Genomic DNA, 20,448 nt, shown 5'->3' with positions numbered 1-20,448 from the left:
ATGAATAAGCAAATCGTGTTTCCTAAAGACCAGATTGCCGAGTTTTGCCGTCGCCATCACATCCGGCGTCTGGCGGTATTCGGTTCCGCCTTGCGTTCCGATTTCAACGAGACCAGCGACATTGATATACTGGTTGCGTTCGAACCGGACCACATTCCCGGCCTGCTCGGAATGGCACGCATGGAACGCGAGCTTTCGGCGCTTTTCGGCGGCCGCAAAGTTGATTTACGCACGCCGGAAGATCTGAGCCGTTATTTCCGGCAAGACGTGCTAAATGAGGCGGAGGTGCAATATGCGCAAGGATGACCGTATCCGTTTGCGGCACATGCTCGACGCCGTGCGCGAAGCCGTCGAATTTGCCCGAAACAGTTGCCGTAAGGATCTTGACGGCGACCGCAAACTAACGCTTGCCCTGGTCAAGGACGTTGAAATCATCGGCGAAGCCGCTTATCAGATTTCGGAAGATACGTGGCGCACCTTGCCGGAAATTCCCTGGGAGGACATAGTCGGCATGCGCCACCGGCTGGTCCACGCCTCCTTCGATATCAACCTGGACATCCTCTGGAAAACGGTGCAAGAAGACCTTCCGCCACTTGTGCGAATTCTTTCCAAGAAATTGGGCGAGGAATAAGTATGCCGGATGGTATTCAACAATACGCCAAACTGGAAAACCGCCTGGTCCTGCTGGCCTGGTTGAACAGCCTGCTGGGCTATGAAAGCAACAGGAAACTGCTTGAGGACACCCAAACCGTAGCCGAGGGCTTTGGCGCGGACGGGCATAGTTTCCTTTACCATCACCTCATTGCCCGCGGCAGTCAGGTCAAGATCCCCGCCGCCGACCTGGCGCGTTATGACGAGAACATCCGCCAGCATCTCGAGAAGATCAACCGCGGGCGCACCGAGCGCATCACCTTGCGCTACTTTCAGTACCTGGCTGCGCTCTATACCGAGATTTTCCTCGACCGTCTGTTCAACCATCGGGCGCAACTGCTGGCCGACCTGAACGCCTTTGTGAAGGAGCGCAACGCCCGCCGTCTGCCTGGCGAACCGAAGGAGGCCGAATTCACCGAGAAGGACCTGACCAAACTGGCCTACTGGATGGCCACCGGCAGCGGCAAGACGCTCATCCTGCATCTGAACTACCACCAGTTCCTGCACTATAATCGTGAGTCCCTGGACAACATCCTGCTCATCACGCCCAACGAGGGCCTGAGCGAGCAGCACCTGGCCGAACTGGCCGCTTCCGGCATCCCGGCGCGGCGCTTCGACCTGAACGCCAGCACCTTGTGGAGCGGCGGCCGGGACGTGGTCCTGGTCATCGAAATCACCAAGCTGGTGGAAGAAAAGCGCGGCAGCGGCGTAAGCGTCCCCGTCGAAGCCTTTGAAGGGCGCAATCTCATCTTCGTGGACGAGGGCCATAAAGGTTCCGGCGGCGAGGCCTGGCGCAAGTACCGCGACGCCCTGGGCGCCACCGGCTTCACCTTCGAATACTCCGCGACCTTTGGCCAGGCGCTTTCGGCGGCGCGCAACGATCCCCTCACCACCGAATATGGCAAGGCCATCCTCTTCGACTATTCCTACCGCTACTTTTACGGCGATGGCTTCGGCAAGGACTTCCGCATTCTCAACCTGAAAGAAGCAACCCAGGCCGATAAAACAGACACCTTACTGCTCGGCAACCTGCTTTCGTTCTACGAACAGGTGCGCCTTTACGAGGAACAGGCCGACGCCCTGCGCCCCTACAACCTGGAAAAACCGCTGTGGGTGTTCGTCGGCAGCACGGTCAACGCCGTCTATACCGAAAACAAACAGCCGCGCAGCGATGTGCTGACCGTGGCGCGTTTTCTGCACCGCGTGCTGAGCGACCGTTCCTGGGCGGTCAAGACCATCCAAAGCGTTCTGAAAGGCAAGACGGGCCTGGTCTCTCCCGATGGACAAGACATCTTTGCCGGGCGTTTCCCTTTCCTGCGCGAGGCTGGTCTCACCGATGCGCCGTTGGCGCTCTACGACGACATTCTGCGGCGCATGTTCCATACCTCCGCTTCTGGCGGCCTGCACCTGTGCGAGGTCAAAAGCAGTCCCGGCGAACTGGGCCTGAAAGCCGCTGGCGCCGAGGACTACTTTGGCCTGATTTACATTGGAGACACCACCGCATTCAAACAACTGGTCGAAACGAACGCGCCAGAAATTGCACTGGAACAGGACGCCATCAGCAGCTCGCTCTTCGAGCGTATCAATCGTCCCGATTCGGCCCTCCACGTCCTGATTGGCGCCAAAAAATTCATGGAGGGCTGGAATTCCTGGCGCGTGGCGAGCATGGGCCTGCTCAACATTGGGCGGCAGGAAGGTTCGCAAATCATTCAACTGTTCGGCCGGGGTGTGCGGCTGAAAGGCAAAGACCTGAGTCTCAAGCGCAGCGCCGCGCTGCCTGGCGGCCATCCCAAACACCTGCGCTTACTGGAAACGCTGAACATCTTTGCCGTGCGCGCCAATTACATGGCGCAATTCCGCGATTATCTCGAACGTGAGGGCGTGGAAGTCGAACCACCGATCGAATTGCCCCTGTTCGTGTGGGCCAACGAGCAATTTTTGCAGCGTGGCCTGGTCGTGCCGCGTCCGCCGGAAGGGCGCGACTTTGCCGCCGAAACCACTCTGGTGTTGACGCCGGAGCCGGATCTGTCAGTGCAGGTGGATGTATCCGTCCATGTGCAGGCCCTGGAAAGCGGCAGAGCTGGATTGCAGTCGGCCACAGTGCAGTCGGCCCAAGCGGCGCGTCCCATCCCGCCGGAGAGTCTGGCTTTCATAGACTGGCAGCAAGCCTATCTCGACCTGCTGGCTTACAAAGAGCGCAAGGGGCTGAAAAATCTGCTCATCCTGCCTGAAACGCCGCGCCAGATTATCGCTCAAGTGCCTTGCACGCTTATCGCGGAGGATTCCGTCCTCCGCCCGCAAACCTGGGCTGACCGCACCCGCCTCCAGGAAGCGGTAACCCGGCTCCTGTGCCGTTACCTGGACAAGTTTTATCAAACGCGTCGCGAGCAATGGGACGAAGCGACAATCATCTACCGTCCGTTGAGCAAAGAGGATCCCAATCTGAACTTCCGCCCGCAAGGCGTAAGCGAAGCAAAAGCTGCCTATGTGGTCCGCGTGCCGCGTTCGGACCAACACTTGATCGAGGCAGTGCAGAAATTACTCGCCGAACAAGAACGACTTTATCAGCAGGAGAATGCCGGCCTGCCGCGCATTAACTTCGACCGCCATTTGTATCAACCGCTTCTGGTAGCCATGCCGGACAAAGCCCAGCTGGTCCCGCCCGGATTGCAAGAAAGCGAAGCCCGCTTCGTGCGCGACCTGCGCGACTACTGGAATGCCGAAAAGGGTAACGCCCTGGCAGGTAAAGAAGTGTTCCTCCTTCGCAATCAAAGCCGCGGCTATGGCATTGGTTTCTTTGAAGAACGCGGCTTTTACCCTGATTTCATCCTGTGGGTAGTGGGCCAAAGCAATCAGCGGATTATCTTCATCGAGCCGCACGGAATGCTCCATGCAAGAGCCTACACTCATGATGAAAAAGCCCGCCTGCATGAGCGCCTGCCGGCCCTGGCGCAGGAAATTGCTCAACGTAGCCATCGCCAAGACATTACATTGGATGCGTTCATCATCTCCGCGACGCCTTATAACGAGCTTCATAAGTACTACGACGACGGCAAATGGAACCGGGCGAAGTTCGCCAAAAAACACATCCTTTTCCAGGAACGCAATGGTGAATACGACTACATTAAGATTCTGCTGTAGAAGGTAACCCGCGAAGAGGGGGATCGCATCCAATAGAAGGAAGCGTCGGAAGACTGAATTAAGTTCCTGCCGGAGGAGGTAGGGCTTATCAATTCTCCAACATTGTGGTAGAAAGAGGGGCTGAACTTGGATCGGAGGTGGAAGCGATGAGAGACGAGCAAAATAACGGGAACGGGTTGCACGCCTCTCTGCAGGAGATACCGGATCCCCGTCGCCGTCAGGGGCGTACACTTCTTGGACAAGCGACATAGCACAATCGGATGACGGCAGAGAAATTGTTTCAGAAGTGTTAATGAAACCATAGATCATAAAAATTCGTGATCTGGCTGATTGTTCATTTACTAGCCCTCAGCCCTGTCTCTACAGATTTGTGAATATTCCTGCTCCTGCTATTGAAATTCACCCTGGCTGGCAGCTCTACCTTCAACGACATCGAAGCGTTCTAACTAAGTTTTGCCTGCGTCATTTGACCAATTATTTGCAGAAGAATAACCCAAACGTTCCGAGTATTGCTGAAAAACTCTTTGAATCACAGACAAAAGACTCTCTCCCAGGACACTTGTCTTAAAAATTTGTCTATAAGAAGAATTTCGCCTACATTTACTCCGGTCAGTTACTCCAGAAAGACAGTGTTTCGCCCAGCTACTTGCTCCCGTGATGTTTTGTGGCACACAATTTACTCTGGAATATCATTCCCACACCCAAAGAAGCGAATTTTCAGAAAAGCGATAACCTGCCCGACCCTTTCTACATTATGGACTTTTTGAGTCGTTGGAAGATTACGCCGTACACCAGACCATCGACAGCTTTCAGTAAATACTGCGTGCGCTAACAAGGTATGTAATCGTTTATACACCGATGTGAGGTGGTTGAGACAGGATACACCCTTGTTCAACCGTGTCAGGCGCAATTCTTACCTACCTAACGAAGACGGAAACTCACGCACTTACAGAAATCGTCAGGCACTATTGCAGCATCCGTTGGCAACATTACCCACCCTCCCCTCATTGTCCTCACTACTACCGTGGTACAATAGCAACGCCGGGTGGACTGAAGTGTTTATAGATGCTCTTGGCGAGTGAGTTCGTGCCTGCTCACCTGGAGCAACAGTGATGTGAAGGAGCTTGCATGGCAGTGGTAGCATCCGTAGTTGACAATCGTCGGGAACAGATCGGTTGGTACTTCTACGATTGGGCGAATTCGGCATTTTCGACCACGGTTGTAACCGTCTTTTTGGGGCCATACCTGACTTCAATTGCCCGCAATGCGGCTGATACGAATGGGTTTGTTTATCCGTTTGGGATTCCGGTGGCAGCCGGATCGTTCTTCCCCTATGTTGTGTCGCTCTCGGTTTTGTTACAGGTCTTTTTTCTCCCTATTCTCGGCGCTATCGCCGATTATTCCAACGCCCGTAAGCAAATGCTGGCTATCTTTGCTTATACAGGTGCGTTTGCGACAATGGGCCTCTACTTTCTCGAGGGTACAAACTATTTGTTAGGTGGAATCTTATTTCTGATTGCCAATCTCACCTTCGGCGCCTCGATTGTCTTTTACAATGCCTTCTTGCCAGATATTGCCAGTGCCGAACGGCGTGACGCGGTTTCTTCACAAGGATGGGCCCTTGGGTATCTCGGTGGTGGATTGCTCCTGGCTGCCAATCTGGTCTTCTTCCTCAATGCCGAGTCGTTTGGCGTAGAGAGTGCGATGGCAGTACGCATCAGTCTGGTGTCGGCAGGGATGTGGTGGGCGATCTTTACCCTGATTCCGATGTGGACACTTCAGAATCGGGGTGCGGTTCGCCAGTTGCCGCCAGGCGAAAACTATTTGACAGTCGGTTTTCGTCAGTTGGCACATACCTTTCGCCAGATGCGCGGTTATCCACAGACGTTGCTATTTCTGGCTGCCTATCTGCTCTACAACGACGGTATTCAGGCTGTTATTGCCCTGGCCGCTCAGTTTGGCGCCGAAGAACTCGGCATTGGGGAGTCTACCCGTATTGCCACCATCTTGATGGTACAGTTTGTAGCCTTTGTTGGTGCGTTGATCTTCGGTGCCCTGGCGTCTCGCCTCGGCTCGAAGCGTGTGCTGTTGGGTAGTTTGGTGATCTGGACGCTGGTGGTCAGTTATGCTTACGTTATGCCAGCTAATAACGAAGCACAGTTCGTTGCCCTGGGTGCGGCAATCGCACTCGTATTGGGGGGAAGCCAGGCGATCAGCCGTTCGCTCTTCTCATTGATGATCCCAAAAGGCCAGGAAGCAGAATACTTTAGCCTGTACGAGGTTGGCGAGCGTGGTACAAGCTGGCTGGCACCATTTTTGTTCGGGATAGCGTACCAGCTTACCGGGAGCTATCGCATCGCGATTGTGTCGCTAATCATCTTCTTCATCAGTGGGTTTCTCCTGCTGTTGTTCGTCAATGTGCGAAAAGCAGCAGCCGAAGCCGGGAATGAAGCGCCAGCGCACGTATGAGGCATTGCCAGGGGCAACCCCTTGGGTTGCCCCTATGATTGTGGGCGACGACGAGTATTTTTACGACCACGTTGGACCATGATCTGCCACGCTTTGTCTGGGTCTATCGTTGTCCGCAATTGTTGATCACTGATCCGGTGGGCCTGTCGTTCGTTGAGTTCGGCAATCTCACGGAGATGCTCTTCATCTTCCGGTGAAATGTTCACCTGCTCGCGCCAATACCGCCAGGCGGCAAATCCGATCAGTCCGAGAAGAACGGTCGTGACGACCGCAATCAGGATTCCACCGATCTGTTCCATAGGGCACCTCTCAGCATGTCGGTCTTGCGGTTTGCCGAATCATGGCCAGAAGCTGATGACGGGTGAAGGGTTTACTCAACACCGGAAATGGTGGTGCGTTGCCGTTTGGCATGATATGTTGCATGTATCCTGACATTAAGAGCACCCGTATCTGCGGGAAAGACGCCTGAAGATGATGGGCCAGTGTGATCCCATCACCGTGCGGTAATACGACATCGGTTATCAACACATGGACTTCGTGTTGTTGCGCAATGGCTATTGCCTCCTGCGCATTAGTTGCTTCTATAACAGTATACCCATGTTCGCGGAGCAGACGAGCTGCCATCTGTCGTACTCCAGGTTCATCTTCAACCAGTAAGATCGTTTCACGATCAATGTTCTCACACGGGTTCTCACTGTCAATTACGTCAGTATTGACATCTATACTATCGGCAGACACTACCGGTAGGGCAACGGTAAAGCAACTTCCAACACCTGGCTGACTATCAACGTTGAAAAAACCTCCGTGCTGGGTCACAATACCACTACAAATAGCTAATCCCAGCCCACTTCCCTTACCCATCGGTTTGGTCGTGAAGTATGGTTCAAAAATATGTTCGCGAATGGATTCATCGATGCCAGTGCCGGTATCACATACTGATAGTAAAACATATCGGCCAGCCTGAGCCTGACTGAGTGGCGGAATATCATCAGCAGAGATATACTGATTGGTCGTGCGAATCGTTAATTGACCGCCATCTGGCATTGCATCACGGGCATTCACTACCAGATTAATCAGTACCTGCTCAAACTGGTTCGGATCAATCTTTACCTTTTCTACTGCATCACTCAATTCGAGTTGTAAATCAATGTGTTCGCCTATCAGACGCTTCATCATGCTCATCGTGTTACGAATCTGGCGATTGATGTCGATCACTTGCGGTTGACCTGGCTGGCGGCGGGCAAACGTCAATAGTTGCCGTATCAGCTCACTGGCCCGAACTGTACTCTGTCGTATCGATTCAAGTTCGGGATAGATTGGGTGATCGGGGGTTATTTCTAACAAAGCTAACTCTACATTGCCGGTAATGACGGTCAGAAGATTATTGAAATCGTGAGCGATCCCACCGGCCAATTGACCGATAGCCTCCATCTTTTGTGCCTGAAGCAATTGGGCCTGCAATCTTGCCTGTTCACGCTCGGCCTGTTGACGTTCGGCAATTTCACGCTGAGCAGCAGCGTACAGTTTGGAATTGTCGAGGATCAGTGCAGCCAGTTGGCATAACAACATCGCAAATTGAATCTCCTCCGTCGTGAAGGGCGAGCTGTGTTGATTGCGGGCCACACCCAGAACACCCAAACATACATCTTCAACGATGATCGGAATGGTCATTGCTGGTCCAAAATGGAACGACTCATACGCAGATGAGCGTTCCGGCCACTCAGCGTAATTGAGAACGATAGCCGGTTCGCGGGTATGATATGCACGCCATGACAAGACAGCAGTAGAAGGAGTTTCACGACGTGATGTCCATGCCGATGACGGAGGTGTACATGCATGGATGACAAGCGTTTGCTCATCCTCAACTAACAGGAACTCGGCGTAGCTCACTTTGAGCAACTTGTAAGCGCTATCGGTAATTGCCTGCAAGAGGTCATCTATCTCACGGCAGTGTAGCCAATCGAGGGTAAGTCGGTGAAGGGCAGCGAGTTGATCTCGTTGGCGACGGACGCTCTCTTCTGCCCGCCGAATATCGGTAATATCAACTTCCATACGGACAATATCGCTGACCTGCCCTTGAAAGAAGAGTGGGAACATCGCTGAATACATCCAACGATCGTCACCGATTTTGGTACACATCTGCCAGGTTCGTGGGGGCAGAGCATGACCGCTTCGCCAAATCTGTTCAATGTGATGTTCAAATTCCCTTGCTTCCTGTCCGGTCAGGATCAACTCTTGTAAACGGCGACCACATGCTTCGGCTGCTGTGTAGCCGTAAAATTGCTCACATACCCGATTCCATTCCAGTATCACACCGTGACGATCAAGACGTTGGATAGCAACCAGCGGTGTCTGCTCGATAATATCGGCAAAGCGACGGAGAGCCTCTTGCAGGCTTTGCTCGGCTTTCTTACGAGCCGTGGTCTCGCGAAACAGCAACACATAACCACTCGGCTTCCCTTGATACCCTTCGATAGGGTTGATCGTCACATCGAAGAACCGATCAGGTTGGTAAGGATAACCGAGTTCGACCCGTACTGGCTCGTCTAAACCGACTGCTTTTAGTAACGATGGCCATTTGAGGGCAGTTTCCAGACGATTATTGATTGCCATTGCAGAACCGAAAAGTTGTTGGGCAGCAGGATTCAGATCAACGATTCGCCATTGTTCGTTGATAACGACCATCGCGTCAGACATGACCTCGATGAGACGGTTGCGGGCAATGGGAGTCAGGTTCAAAAACCGATGTTGGTATAGTCCGAACAAGATGAAGGGTGCCGAGAGAAGAAGTGAAATCGGTGTGAGATCGACACCCAGGTAAGGAGTCCGACTGAGGTATATCCAATTCGAGAGAAATGGAAAGACGAATCCAATGCCCAGTAATAACATCTGACGCCGGAAAAGCGGTGAAGCGTGCCAAAACGCGCCGGCAATCAGAGCCAGACCACTGGTCAGGCATAAGTATGAGTAGCCGATATGAAACCAGTACCAGTATCCAGGCACCACTTCAAGTTGCGGTGGTATGTCAGCATTCAACCTTACCTCGTTGTAAAAGAGATGGTGCCAGGAGTTGGTGAGAACAACTCCCAGCATCAGGACAGGGACGAAAAACAGCAACCAGCGTGCCCGTGAATGACTCCAGGGTTGTACATCAAGATAGGTAAAGGCAAATAAGAGCCAGCTTGGCGGTAGAAAGACGATGCCAAATTGTTGGGCTATGCGCCAAAACAGTTTCTGTTCCAGTGTCGCTGATGCTAATTCCAACCCATCAGCACCTGCCCAAACAGTAATCGCAGCCAGCATCAGCAGAAATGCCATCCCTCCTGGTCTGGTACGACGTGGCCAGAGATACGCAAATACGCTCACTGCCGCTACGCAGACGATGCCCAGTAGAAAGATTGTTACATTGCGATTGACCAGCATTCTTTTGCCTCCGGTGCATCGGACAAGATTGGCGCCAAGAATGTTACGCACCCTTGTGTTTCACCATCATTGTAGCCGGAAATAGCCTTCACGGAGTCGTTAATTTGACAGAAAGATTGCTCTCGGTCATAATATTACCAATCCCTGGGTTCTCAACAAGTAGCACTGCGATGAGGCATCTATGGCTCCGATTTGGAGTTTACGAGAGTTTTTAGTCCGTAAGCGGCAGGCGCTGGCTGCGTTTCGTGATCGGTTACGGGATCAGCAAGTGACACCGGTCAGGTTGAGCGCCGCTGTTACAGTTGCAGCAGGCACAGGTTTACGTCCGGTGCGGATACGCGATCATACGGTGTTGAGCGATTCGGGGCCAGCCCTCGGTGGTTATGATCTTGGTCCAAATGCGCCTGAGCTATTGCTGGCAGCAATGGCCAGTTGCATTGCGCATTCTGCGCTAGCAATTGCCGCTGATCGTGAACTGGCAATCGATGATTTACAGGTTGAAGTCAGTGGTCAGATCGATTATCGCGGTGCGCTGGCCGTCAGCACTGATGTGCCGGTGGCACCCACTGATCTGCAATATACGATCCGGTATCGCGGCGATATCAGTGATGCCGAGATGAAGGCACTTCAATCCGATCTCGAACGCCTTTGTCCGGTCTTGCTGGCGGTGTTGCAACCACAATCACTCCACGGACAGGTAGAGCGGATTGAGAGCTGAAGCTCTGGTAGCGATGTCACAATCGCTTTCTGTACCTGATTACATTATCAGAAAATATCAGTACGCCACGATGTGTCTCTCAGCAAGTGTCTGAAAAGGAGGGGTTTTATGTGTCCGCCACGCTTCATCGAGTCGATCCAGTCGCCCGAAATCAGTCGGCGCAGTCTCCTCAAATTTGGCTTGGGTGCAGCGGTTGCAGCCGTGGCTGCACCGTTTACTGCTGAAGCAGCCACCAGTACGCGGGTGAGTTTTCAGAATGTTGCCGATCTGACCCATTTGTTAGGAACCCAATTTCCTCTCTTTCCTGGCGCAGCGCCATTCCAGATTACACCAGTGGTCTTCCACGACCGCGACGGCTATTACGGCAGTATCTTGAATTATTGGGAGCATTCGGGCACCCATATGGATGCGCCGGTGCACTTTGCGCCCAACGGCCTCTTCGTCGATCAAATTCCGGTGCGATCACTGGTCGTCCCGGCGGTCGTGATCAACATTACCGAACGCGCTGCACGTGATCCCGATACGGTGGTTACTCCAGATGATATTCGGGCCTGGGAGCGACGGTACGGTCGCATTCCCAATAATGCAGCAGTACTGATGGCCAGTGGTTGGGGCGCACGCGCTCATTCGGTAGAGCTGTTCCGCAATACCGATTCGAGTGGGGTGATGCATTTTCCCGGTTTTGGGAAGGACGCAATTGATTTTCTACTTACCGAGCGTAACATCAGTGGAATTGGAGTTGATACGCTAAGCCTTGACCATGGCCCGTCAACGACGTTTGCTGTTCACTATACGTTGTTGCCAACCAATCGTTGGGGATTAGAGAATCTGGCGAATCTGGAGTCTATTCCGCCCAGCGGGGCAACATTAGTGGTCGGTGCACCGAAGATTGCCGCTGGCTCCGGCGGGCCGAGCCGGGTGTTTGCGTTGTGGTGATGTGCAAAGAAGGGGCGAGTCTGGAACCTGGCCCCTATACAATGCCCTCTGCACGGAAGCGACGAATCTGTTCGGCAGAATAGCCAAATTCTGCCAGTACAGCCTCTGTGTCAGCGCCAAGCACAGGCGGCGCCGAGCGAATGGTCGCAGGGGTAGCGCTGAAGACAGGCGCCGGGCCAACCATCCGTATGCCATCAATCTGCTGTACCATTGCTCTAGCCTGGGCCTGGCGACTATGAAGCGCGGTAGGGATGTCGTTGACCGGCCCGCACGGCACGTCAGCAGCATGCAACTTTTCTACCCAAACCGCAACCGGTTCACGGGCAATGATCTCGGCAATAGCTGCGATTAAACGTTCACGATTGATGACCCGGGCCGGATTCGTGGCAAACCGCTTATCGGTCACCCATTCAGGACGGTTGAGCACCTGACAGAAACGGGCAAATTGTCGGTCATTCCCGACGGCAATCATGATGTAACCATCGGCAGCGGCGAAGGGCTGGTAAGGTACAATCGTAGCATGGGCATTACCGTAACGTCGTGGTGGTTGACCAGAAATCAGGTATGCCGAGGCGACATTTGCCAACCAACTCAGTTGTACATCGAAAAGGGCTAGATCGATGTATTGGCCTTCACCGGTTTGGGATCGATAATGAAGGGCAGCCAAAATACTGGTTGCAGCATATAAACCGGTTGTAATGTCGGCGACGGCAACCCCGGTCTTCATCGGTTGACCATCTGGTTCGCCGGTAATACTCATCAATCCGCCTTCAGCCTGAATGACAGTGTCGTAACCGGGTCGGTGCGCATCAGGACCGTACTGACCATAGCCGGTAATGCTGCAATAGACCAGCCCTGGATTGATGAGTCGCAGATCGTCATACCCTAGTCCGAGCCGCGACATTGTCCCCGGTAAGAAATTCTCGATCAGAACATCGGCCCGTTGGGCGAGAGTGCGGGCAATGGCCTGACCGTCTGGATGCTTGAGGTTGAGCGTCACACTCTGTTTGTTGCGGTTAACGGCAATGAAATACGCACTGCGTCCATCCTCGGTGAAGGGTGGTCCCCACTGGCGCGTTTCATCACCAAGACCAGGTTGTTCGATCTTGATCACACGCGCACCCAGATCGGCGAGAACCATGGTAGCGTAAGGGCCGGCGAGGACCCGACTAAAATCGAGAATGAGCAGATCGGATAAAGCACTAGTCATAAACACACCTTTTTCAGATACAAACAGGGCTAGAAAGTGCAATCCAAACAGCCACGAACAAGAGTATTTCTGAGCCGTATGATAGCCAACCGGTTAATTTTCGTACAGTGCATTGTACGGTGGGCTGAAACCATAATCCTCTACCGGCAGCTAACACTCTTTGTTATAACTACTCCTTATGCTGTCTCCTGCATGTAACGTAGTATCCCGGCTTATGATACCATTCCCCGATGTCAGGGACGTTCAGACAAAGTGTTGAGGAGTCGACTATGCATGAACGGATCGGTTTTATTGGTCTGGGCATTATGGGGCGCGGAATGGCAGCCAATATTCTCCGTGCTGGCTTTCCGCTAACCGTCTGGAATCGGACACCGGGGCGAGCCGATGAGTTAGTAGCAGCCGGAGCACGGCTGGCGACTTCGCCAGCCGATCTTGCGGCACACAGTGATATTGTGATCAGTTGTGTGAGTGATACACCTGATGTTGAAGCGGTGCTATTCGGGCCGCACGGTGTTGTAGAGGGCGCACAGGCCGGAACGCTGGTTATTGACATGAGCACGATCAGCCCGCAAGGAGCACAGCAGTTTGCTGCTCGCCTTGCAGAGCGCGGCATTGGCTTTCTCGATGCGCCGGTAAGTGGGGGCAGTGAAGGAGCTGCGCACGGGACGTTGAGTATTATGGTTGGCGGTCCGGCTGATCTGGTCGAACGAGCGATGCCGGTTTTGCAGGCAATGGGCAAAACCATCACCCATGTCGGCGACCATGGCGCCGGACAGACGGTGAAGTTGGTTAATCAGATTCTGGTGGTTGGAACAATGCTCGCTATCAGCGAAGCGCTTGTCTTTGCGCAGGCGAGTGGCGTTGATCTCGAAAAGACACTGGCAGCGGTCAGTGGCGGTGCTGCGGGAAGCTGGATGCTCACAAATCGCGGTCCACAGGTCATTCGGCGCGATTGGCGGCCCGGTTTTACTATTGATCTTCAGCAGAAAGACTTGCGGTTGGTTTTAGCGGCGGCTGATGCGGTCGGGGCGCCGATGCTAACCACTTCTACCGCCTTTCATCTCTACCGTACCCTGCAAGCCGCCGGTTTGGGGAATGAGGGTAATCATGCGTTGATTAAGGCGCTTGAACGTCTGGCCGGTATTGAAGTTGGGCAGCACCGCGATTAAACACATCTGGCAGAACAGGGGTATCTTTTGTTGTACCCCTGTTCTGCTATTTAATTTTAATCCGCTCACCGCTGATCTGTTCCCACAACCAGACGACCAGGAACAATCCGCAGATGCCGAGCAGAGTAAGATTGGCGAACACTGCGGCGTTGATAATCAGGCCATTCTGACCAATAATGCGTACAAGATTCCCAATTGGGGCAAGGACGCCCAGCAGTGCTACGAGCGCGGCCAGTCGTTCAAAGAGACGTGGGTTACCGCTGCGTTCAATTGCGACTCCCAGGCCGAGGAGAACGATTCCAAACAGGGCAGGAATAGTAGCCGTTATTGCACCGGTAGAAAAGACACCGCCAACCCCAAGGACAATAAGCAGAATAGCAGTAGCGATAGTGGTATTTACCGACATGGAATAACCTCGTCAGTCATAATCTTCTGGCTTGTTACAAGATTATACGAAATAATAGGAATAATGGATGCCATTTTTTACAAAATATGAAACACCGTAACGGATCGTCGCCATTCCATATCGTACAACCGAACAACTGTAGGGGCAAGGCATTGCCTTGCCCCAGCAGCAAAACAATTACTTACGATCACCAGAAAGGGGCACGTTTGCGCCGTACCCCTGCCGACATTCTGGCGTACAGCACCTCAAGCTTGATCAAGGAAATCCTTCAGCAGCTTCCCTAATCGTGGATGGCGCAATTTGCGCAATGCTTTGACCTCGATCTGACGCACTCGCTCGCGCGTCACACCAAATGCCTTTCCCACCTCTTCCAGCGTGCGCGGCTGACCATCGGTTAAGCCGTAGCGCAGCTCCAGCACACGTCGTTCGCGCTCGCTAAGCTGATCGAGGGCGGCAGCAATCTGCTGACGGAGCATACCACTTGCCGCTGCGTCATCTGCATCAAGCGTATGGGGATCGGGAATAAAATCGGCCAACGTGCTATCGGCCTCTTCCCCGACTGGGGTTGCCAGCGATACCGGGTCTTGCGCAGTACGTCGCAACTCACGCAGCTTCTCCTCGTTCATGCCGAGATGATTTGCCAGCTCGGTATCGGTTGGCTCGCGACCGAGCGTCTGGGTAAGTTGACGACGGGCTGTCTGAATGCGATTGAGTGTCTCGCCCAGATGAACTGGCAGTCGTACCAACCGCGATTGATCGGCCAGGGCGCGCGAAAGCGCTTGTTTGATCCACCAAGTCGCGTAGGTACTGAACTTATAGCCTTTCTTGTAATCAAACTTTTCGATTGCCCGCAGCAAACCCAGACTTCCTTCTTGAATCAGATCGAGTAGCGGCAAGCCACGGTCGCGATAACGCTTGGCAATACTGACCACCAGACGTAAATTTGCTGCCGCCATTTGCTGACGGGCCTCATCACCCTGCGCTTTAACCTGCCGTAAGCGTGCCGCTTCAGGGCTATCGGGCGGGAGGGTAGCTAATTTCCGTTCCGCCTCCTGACCCCGTTCAATCAATTGCGCCAGGCGCTTTTCTTGTTCAGCCGTGAGCAGCGGCACCTGTCCGATCTCACGCAGATAGAGCCGTACACTATCGCTCAGCAGCGCGTCTGACAACTCATCGTCGAGATCGATATCCATTGCAGACAGCGATGATGGCTCATCTTCCAGAACCACTTCATCGCCGTCTTGCACAGGGATACCGGCCTCGGCTAACATGGCGTAGATGCTATCGATCTGTTCGATCGATTCATCAGAGTTAGGGATCAGCCGCTGAATATCCTCGAATGTGACGAAGCCTCGTTGCCGTCCCTGCGCAATGAGCGCCTGCAAATCAGCCGGATTGATCGCAGGACCGGCGCGGTCGGTCTCGGGCTGGCTTTGCGTCATAGTACTTCCTCGTCTGAGACCTCATAAACACTGGCTATCGTGCGTCTTTTATTGTAGCACAAGCTGTTACCCGCGCAGGCCGAGAACAGAATGGGCAATGACCCCACGTAAGATTTCCGACGTTCCTTCACCAATGGTCAGCAGCCGTGTATCGCGGTAGAGGCGTTCAACCGGATACTCTTGGCTATAACCGTAGCCGCCAAATACTTGAATGGCATCGCGACAAATACGCTCTGACGCTTCAGAAGCGAAGAGCTTGGCAATAGCCGCCTCGCGGGTATAGGGGCGACCGGCGTCTTTCAAGCGCGCGGCACCATAGACGAGAGCACGGGCGGCTGCCAGATCAACGGCCATATTTGCAATCATATTTGCCACCGATTGATGAGCGCCAATCGGTTTGCCGAAGGCCGTGCGCTCGCGAGCGTATGCCACTGCGGCCTCGTATGCAGCCTGGGCAAGACCAATGGCCATCGCTCCGATGCCAATTCGACCACCATCCAGAACTTGCAGGAATTGGATAAAACCACGACCACGCTCACCGAGCAGGTTTTCACGTGGGACGCGCACATTATCGAGCATCACGGCGGTACTGATTGAGCCGCGTAAACCCATTTTCGGTTCGTGTTTACCGAAGCTCAGTCCCGGTGTTCCGCGCGGAATGATGAATGACGAGATGCCCTTCTTGCCGAGTTCGGGGTCGGTAACAGCGGTAACGATGATATGACCGGCAATAGGCGCGTTGGTGATCCACATTTTTTGCCCGTTGATCACCCATTCATCACCCACCAAGCGAGCCGTAGTACGAGTCGCGCCAGCGTCAGAACCGGCGTGTGGTTCGGTGAGACCAAAAGCGGCTAGATATTCGCCTCGAGCGGCCGGCGCCAGGAAGCGACGCTTCTGTTCTTCGGTGCCGAACATCGCAATCGGCGCGCTACCCAGGCCAATGTGGGCAGCGTATGCCAGTGCTGTACTGCCACAGCAGCGGGCCACCTCTTCAATTGCAATTGCTGTACTCACACTATCAGCACCGGCGCCACCATACTCTTCAGGGAAGGGCAAACCCATCAGACCGAGCTGAGCCATTTTTGCAAAAGTCTCACTCGGAAACGCACTGTGTTCATCGACGTAGCGGGCCTTCGGTGCAATTTCCTTCTCGGCAAATTCACGAACGGTCTGTCGAATAAACTGCTGTTCGGGTGTCAATTCAAAATCCATACAGGGAATCCTCTCTAGTACTGCTGCTCAATGAGTATGGATTGCCGGATCAAATGCCATGACCGGCACGCCTTCCATCGTCTCGGTCATCAGATGGTCTACCACAGCTTTCAGGTCGTTTGTTTCGGCAAACACGCGCAACTGGCGGTCGGCGCTCGTTCCATGCTCGACAATCTTGAGCAGATATTCTACCTCATGTCGTGAGCCAAGCATATCAACAACATCGTCTACCAGTTCAACGATCTCATACACCAGCGCCTTCGCCTCCACTTCTTTCCGTTTACCGAAATCGATGAGTTTACCATCAAGCCCCCAGCGTTGGGCCCGCCACTTGTTCTCGTTGATCAAAGCACGGCGATAGACGCGGAAGGTCATATTTTCCTCGAACAGGGTGTAAAACTTCACGATGAGCGCCTGCATAGTGGCGGCCAACGCCAGACACTCTTCGACTTTGGTAGCAATATCGCAGACGCGAAACTCAAGTGTACCGAAGAAGGGGTGAGGACGCAAATCCCACCAGATCTTTTTGCCATTATCAATACAGCCGGTATTGATTAACAACTGTACGTAACGCTCGAATTCACTGGCCGAATGAAAGGTTGGCGGAATACCGGTACGCGGAAACGTACTGAAAATGACGCTACGGTACGACTTGAAACCGGTATTGCGTCCCATCCAGAACGGTGAAGAGGTACTGAGCGCCAATAAATGCGGACAGATATAGCGTGCGACATTCATTAGCTCAATCGCGACCTCGTTGTTGGGCATCCCAATGTGGCAATGCATGCCGAAGATGAGGAGTTGGAGCGCGGCCTCCTGCATTTCACCGACAACCATGTGGTACCGTTCATCGGGTGTGATCTCTTGCTGCATCCACGATGAAAAGGGATGGGTACCGGCAGCCACGATCCGTAGGTTGTGGCGAGCAGCCAGACCAGCAATTGTGCTGCGCAACCGGGTAATCTCGGCCCGCGCCTCGCTAATTGTGCGGCAAGGACGAGTACCTACTTCAACGATGCTCTGATGCATCTCTGGTTTGATTTGTTCGCGTAAAATGGTACGACCTGGCTCAAGGATTTGAGTGATGTAGCTGCGTAACTCACGAGTTTCAGGATCGACGATCTGGTACTCTTCTTCGATCCCGATTGTGAACGCAAAATCGGCATCGTTGGGATTATACACGCTCACCGCGCACTCCTCACTGATGATGAAAAACGTTTTTGTACCGGTATCCTGTATTATATCGCGTCTTGCGAAAATGTGGGGGAGTGTTGGGGGGATGTCTTTTGGTCTTACGAGAACCAATGCGCTGTAACCGGACGGAGGGATACAACGATGAATACCATTCAGGCGCTTAAAACGTCATTGACCTACGCGGTCGCTCGGGTCTGGGTACGCGGACCTCTGGCCCGCATTGAACGTGAGGTGAACGAACACCGCTCTGCTGACATGCATAATCGGCGAGCCAACCAGAGGTACCATAAACGTCATTGACCTGCGCGGTCGCCCGGGTCTGGGTACGCGGGCCTCTGGCCCGCATTGAAAGTGAGGTGAACGAACACCGCTTTGCTGACGTGCATCATCGGCGAGCCAACCAGAGGTACCATAAACGTTCATCTGAGCGGAAAGCAACGGGCCTCCACATGCGCTACGGACGGGTCGGAATCTATCTGTACCTTGATCCTCTCTTCTTCTACCCTCCGTCCCTATGTCGGATGAGGTGAAAACAGAGCACTTTGCAACGTGCTAACCATCACCCATACTGGGCAAAGAATCATTAGACATACGCTCACTTCTATACTCATACCGTCTAAACGACCAAAATCGGTAACTGACGGGCACGCAACAATGCTTCAGTTGTCGAACCAATAACCAGATCGCTTAACGGATCGCGGTGGCCATAGCCGCCCATTACCAACAGATCGGCGCGAGTCTGCGCGGCTGCGTGGATGATTGCCGAAGCCGGTTCACCGCGTTCGATGATATACCCGGCAGCAATCTGATACTGTTCGAGATAACGAAATGCGCGTAACCGTACCTGTTCGGCACTAGCGTTTCCTTCGAGCACGGTGACAACGTTGAGCGCCAGGTGCCAGCGTGCGGCGAGGTATGTCGCCAGATAGAGCGCCTCTTCAGCTTTACGACTACCATCGTAAGCCAACAGTAACCGCTCGACCTGCGTAACCGTTTGGGGTACCGCTAACACCGGACGTACTGAACAACGCAGAATTGTGCGCAAGCCAGAGGCCAAACGCGCCAGCGGTGATGAACCGGGTGGATGGTTTACCTGAACCGCGATCAGATCGACCAGACGTGCCCGCTCGCGAATTGCCCGCCCGATGGCGCCAACCTCGATGGCACACTCACCGCGCACACCAGCGGTAGCGCAGCGATCTATAAACGTCTGCACGACTGATCGAGCAGCAGCCGAATCACGCTGACGAGCACTACGCACAACGTGGAGACCGAGTAGTCGGATCGGCTCACGTTCAGCCCATTGCAATAACTGATCGAGAACCTACCATTGGTCAGGCTGACTACTCACCGGCACCAGCACCTCGCGAAACAACCAGAATGCCGGATCAAGCCGACGATGGCGACGCCAGACACCGGCCGGTGTCGCTGGTTCGAGGTTGTCGGGGATCATCCGCTCAAGGAGTTGTTCAGCCCGACCAGGTGCTTCTGCCAGATCATCAATAGCCTGGGTCAGACTGATTTCCCAGCTCAATCGTTTGCTTAGCTCGTCACGGTGATCACAGAGCCAGAGATAGAGATCGGTCGTCGTTCGTTGCGGAAAATCGCGTAACAGCCCCCGCTCCTGAATCAGATCGGCAATCGGACGATACACCTGATCGTACCAGATGCAGGCCGCTTCCACGAACGATGACGCAGTATCGGCTGTGGTCAGTCGTTGTTGAAGATGCTCGATCTGTTGACGCAGCTTCTCATATTGTCCGGCAACAGTTACTCGTAAATCACAACCGGGCCGCAGCGTGTCAAGCCGGGTGGCTTCGAGAAAACCAGCATATTCACCAGCGATGATCACCTCCTCTAGTGTCATTGACGGATCAATCGGCACTCGCGATTGCAGCGGGATGACATACGCCTGGATGTGATCCATCCCCATTTGACGTGCTACCGATACGCGATGATTGCCGTCGATCACAAAGTAAGCATCGCCGATCTGATACACCTCAATCGGAGGCCAGCCATGCCAGCTTTCAACCGCAGCCATCACTCGTGACCAACGCTGCCAGTCATCGTCGCGGCGAGGTAAGAAATTGCGGTTGAAGTCATGGTACCGGCCAACACTGCCTACGATTGCGTCGAGCGGAATTTCACGCAACTGACGTTCGCCAGCTACACTGGCACGGACTCGTTGGCGAACTTCCTCAAACGGCAGCAAATCATCTGACTGACCCCGTAGGCGCGCCAAGAGATGTTCAATATCAGCCCGCCAGCGCAGTCGTTGAAAGTCGTGCAGTGCTGCCACCATGCGGCTATTGGTTGATTCGTCCATAAGGGTTCTATCTGAACAACGGCGGTTGTTGCGACGAGTATCATGGTACCATTGAACACGCATTTCGTTCAACGGAACCTATGAATGGTACGCAAGCCCCCGGCCCGCCTCGGGCCTGCCCCCCCCCCCTGGGTACGTAAGCCTCCGG

16 protein-coding genes are annotated in these 20,448 nt (G+C 53.8%); 7 read left to right on the top strand and 9 right to left on the bottom strand.

The window, feature by feature from the left end:
- The 4 genes from JE47_RS0111775 (at position 1) to JE47_RS0111760 (ending at position 6,261) form a co-directional block, all read left to right on the top strand.
- The gene (locus tag JE47_RS0111775; RefSeq protein WP_031459949.1) at positions 1-306 is read left to right on the top strand and encodes a nucleotidyltransferase family protein; all 306 of its coding nucleotides are present in this window, start codon (positions 1-3) and stop codon (positions 304-306) included.
- Positions 293-631 (top strand): HepT-like ribonuclease domain-containing protein, encoded by a 339-nt coding sequence (locus tag JE47_RS0111770; RefSeq protein ID WP_031459948.1) that lies wholly within the window; start codon positions 293-295, stop codon positions 629-631. Before JE47_RS0111775 ends, JE47_RS0111770 begins: the two co-directional genes overlap by 14 nt.
- Before the next feature lie 2 nt (positions 632-633).
- Positions 634-3,792: a DEAD/DEAH box helicase family protein gene (locus JE47_RS0111765; protein ID WP_031459947.1), complete on the top strand. Its 3,159-nt coding sequence runs from the start codon at positions 634-636 to the stop codon at positions 3,790-3,792.
- Between the two features lie 1,128 nt (positions 3,793-4,920).
- Complete coding sequence (locus tag JE47_RS0111760) at positions 4,921-6,261, top strand: MFS transporter (protein ID WP_031459946.1); 1,341 nt, start codon at positions 4,921-4,923, stop codon at positions 6,259-6,261.
- Positions 6,262-6,293: 32 nt separating this feature from the next.
- Here the strand turns inward: JE47_RS0111760 and JE47_RS0111755 are convergent, their stop codons facing one another.
- Both JE47_RS0111755 and JE47_RS20535 read right to left on the bottom strand, forming a co-directional pair.
- A complete protein-coding gene (locus JE47_RS0111755) occupies positions 6,294-6,560 on the bottom strand; it encodes a hypothetical protein (protein ID WP_031459945.1) in 267 nt (88 codons plus the stop codon).
- A gap of 10 nt (positions 6,561-6,570) precedes the next feature.
- Positions 6,571-9,684 (bottom strand): histidine kinase N-terminal 7TM domain-containing protein, encoded by a 3,114-nt coding sequence (locus JE47_RS20535; protein WP_035419402.1) that lies wholly within the window; start codon positions 9,682-9,684, stop codon positions 6,571-6,573.
- A gap of 181 nt (positions 9,685-9,865) precedes the next feature.
- Here JE47_RS20535 and JE47_RS0111745 point away from each other — a divergent pair, with 181 nt between their 5' ends.
- Positions 9,866-10,402, top strand: a complete 537-nt coding sequence (locus JE47_RS0111745) for an OsmC family protein (RefSeq protein ID WP_031459943.1) — start codon at positions 9,866-9,868, stop codon at positions 10,400-10,402.
- Positions 10,403-10,510: 108 nt separating this feature from the next.
- Positions 10,511-11,338: a cyclase family protein gene (locus JE47_RS0111740; protein WP_028460095.1), complete on the top strand. Its 828-nt coding sequence runs from the start codon at positions 10,511-10,513 to the stop codon at positions 11,336-11,338.
- Positions 11,339-11,372: 34 nt separating this feature from the next.
- Here JE47_RS0111740 and JE47_RS0111735 read toward each other — a convergent pair whose 3' ends face one another.
- Complete coding sequence (locus tag JE47_RS0111735) at positions 11,373-12,548, bottom strand: CaiB/BaiF CoA transferase family protein (protein ID WP_031459942.1); 1,176 nt, start codon at positions 12,546-12,548, stop codon at positions 11,373-11,375.
- Positions 12,549-12,817: 269 nt separating this feature from the next.
- Here JE47_RS0111735 and JE47_RS0111730 point away from each other — a divergent pair, with 269 nt between their 5' ends.
- Positions 12,818-13,717, top strand: coding sequence for an NAD(P)-dependent oxidoreductase (locus tag JE47_RS0111730; protein WP_031459941.1), 900 nt, complete (start codon positions 12,818-12,820; stop codon positions 13,715-13,717).
- 46 nt (positions 13,718-13,763) lie between these two features.
- Here the strand turns inward: JE47_RS0111730 and JE47_RS0111725 are convergent, their stop codons facing one another.
- From JE47_RS0111725 to JE47_RS22160, 6 genes are all read right to left on the bottom strand, one after another.
- Entirely contained in the window at positions 13,764-14,123 is a 360-nt protein-coding gene (locus JE47_RS0111725) for a hypothetical protein (protein WP_031459940.1), read from the bottom strand.
- Between the two features lie 245 nt (positions 14,124-14,368).
- Positions 14,369-15,565: an RNA polymerase sigma factor RpoD gene (gene rpoD, locus JE47_RS0111720; RefSeq protein ID WP_031459939.1), complete on the bottom strand. Its 1,197-nt coding sequence runs from the start codon at positions 15,563-15,565 to the stop codon at positions 14,369-14,371.
- A gap of 66 nt (positions 15,566-15,631) precedes the next feature.
- Entirely contained in the window at positions 15,632-16,780 is a 1,149-nt protein-coding gene (locus JE47_RS0111715) for an acyl-CoA dehydrogenase (protein ID WP_031459938.1), read from the bottom strand.
- A 27-nt stretch (positions 16,781-16,807) separates the two neighbouring features.
- Positions 16,808-17,968: a carboxylate-amine ligase gene (locus tag JE47_RS0111710; protein WP_031459937.1), complete on the bottom strand. Its 1,161-nt coding sequence runs from the start codon at positions 17,966-17,968 to the stop codon at positions 16,808-16,810.
- A 622-nt stretch (positions 17,969-18,590) separates the two neighbouring features.
- Positions 18,591-19,283 (bottom strand): universal stress protein, encoded by a 693-nt coding sequence (locus tag JE47_RS22165; RefSeq protein ID WP_236631222.1) that lies wholly within the window; start codon positions 19,281-19,283, stop codon positions 18,591-18,593.
- Positions 19,284-19,298: 15 nt separating this feature from the next.
- Positions 19,299-20,300, bottom strand: coding sequence for a hypothetical protein (locus JE47_RS22160; protein WP_236631221.1), 1,002 nt, complete (start codon positions 20,298-20,300; stop codon positions 19,299-19,301).
- Positions 20,301-20,448: the final 148 nt, after the last annotated feature.

The organism is Chloroflexus sp. MS-G (assembly GCF_000735195.1).
In the GTDB taxonomy this organism is placed as follows: domain Bacteria; phylum Chloroflexota; class Chloroflexia; order Chloroflexales; family Chloroflexaceae; genus Chloroflexus.
The sequence above is the reverse complement of the archived record's forward strand: the minus strand, read 5'-3'. Positions and strand labels throughout refer to the sequence as shown.

What these genes read in the sequence shown, in the direction of transcription:
- JE47_RS0111775 (WP_031459949.1), top strand. Translation starts at nt 1, where the DNA reads ATGAATAAGCAAATCGTGTTTCCTAAAGACCAGATTGCCGAGTTTTGC.
- JE47_RS0111770 (WP_031459948.1), top strand. Translation starts at nt 293, where the DNA reads ATGCGCAAGGATGACCGTATCCGTTTGCGGCACATGCTCGACGCCGTG.
- JE47_RS0111765 (WP_031459947.1), top strand. Translation starts at nt 634, where the DNA reads ATGCCGGATGGTATTCAACAATACGCCAAACTGGAAAACCGCCTGGTC.
- JE47_RS0111760 (WP_031459946.1), top strand. Translation starts at nt 4,921, where the DNA reads ATGGCAGTGGTAGCATCCGTAGTTGACAATCGTCGGGAACAGATCGGT.
- JE47_RS0111755 (WP_031459945.1), bottom strand. Translation starts at nt 6,560, where the DNA reads ATGGAACAGATCGGTGGAATCCTGATTGCGGTCGTCACGACCGTTCTT.
- JE47_RS20535 (WP_035419402.1), bottom strand. Translation starts at nt 9,684, where the DNA reads ATGCTGGTCAATCGCAATGTAACAATCTTTCTACTGGGCATCGTCTGC.
- JE47_RS0111745 (WP_031459943.1), top strand. Translation starts at nt 9,866, where the DNA reads ATGGCTCCGATTTGGAGTTTACGAGAGTTTTTAGTCCGTAAGCGGCAG.
- JE47_RS0111740 (WP_028460095.1), top strand. Translation starts at nt 10,511, where the DNA reads ATGTGTCCGCCACGCTTCATCGAGTCGATCCAGTCGCCCGAAATCAGT.
- JE47_RS0111735 (WP_031459942.1), bottom strand. Translation starts at nt 12,548, where the DNA reads ATGACTAGTGCTTTATCCGATCTGCTCATTCTCGATTTTAGTCGGGTC.
- JE47_RS0111730 (WP_031459941.1), top strand. Translation starts at nt 12,818, where the DNA reads ATGCATGAACGGATCGGTTTTATTGGTCTGGGCATTATGGGGCGCGGA.
- JE47_RS0111725 (WP_031459940.1), bottom strand. Translation starts at nt 14,123, where the DNA reads ATGTCGGTAAATACCACTATCGCTACTGCTATTCTGCTTATTGTCCTT.
- rpoD (WP_031459939.1), bottom strand. Translation starts at nt 15,565, where the DNA reads ATGACGCAAAGCCAGCCCGAGACCGACCGCGCCGGTCCTGCGATCAAT.
- JE47_RS0111715 (WP_031459938.1), bottom strand. Translation starts at nt 16,780, where the DNA reads ATGGATTTTGAATTGACACCCGAACAGCAGTTTATTCGACAGACCGTT.
- JE47_RS22160 (WP_236631221.1), bottom strand. Translation starts at nt 20,300, where the DNA reads ATGGACGAATCAACCAATAGCCGCATGGTGGCAGCACTGCACGACTTT.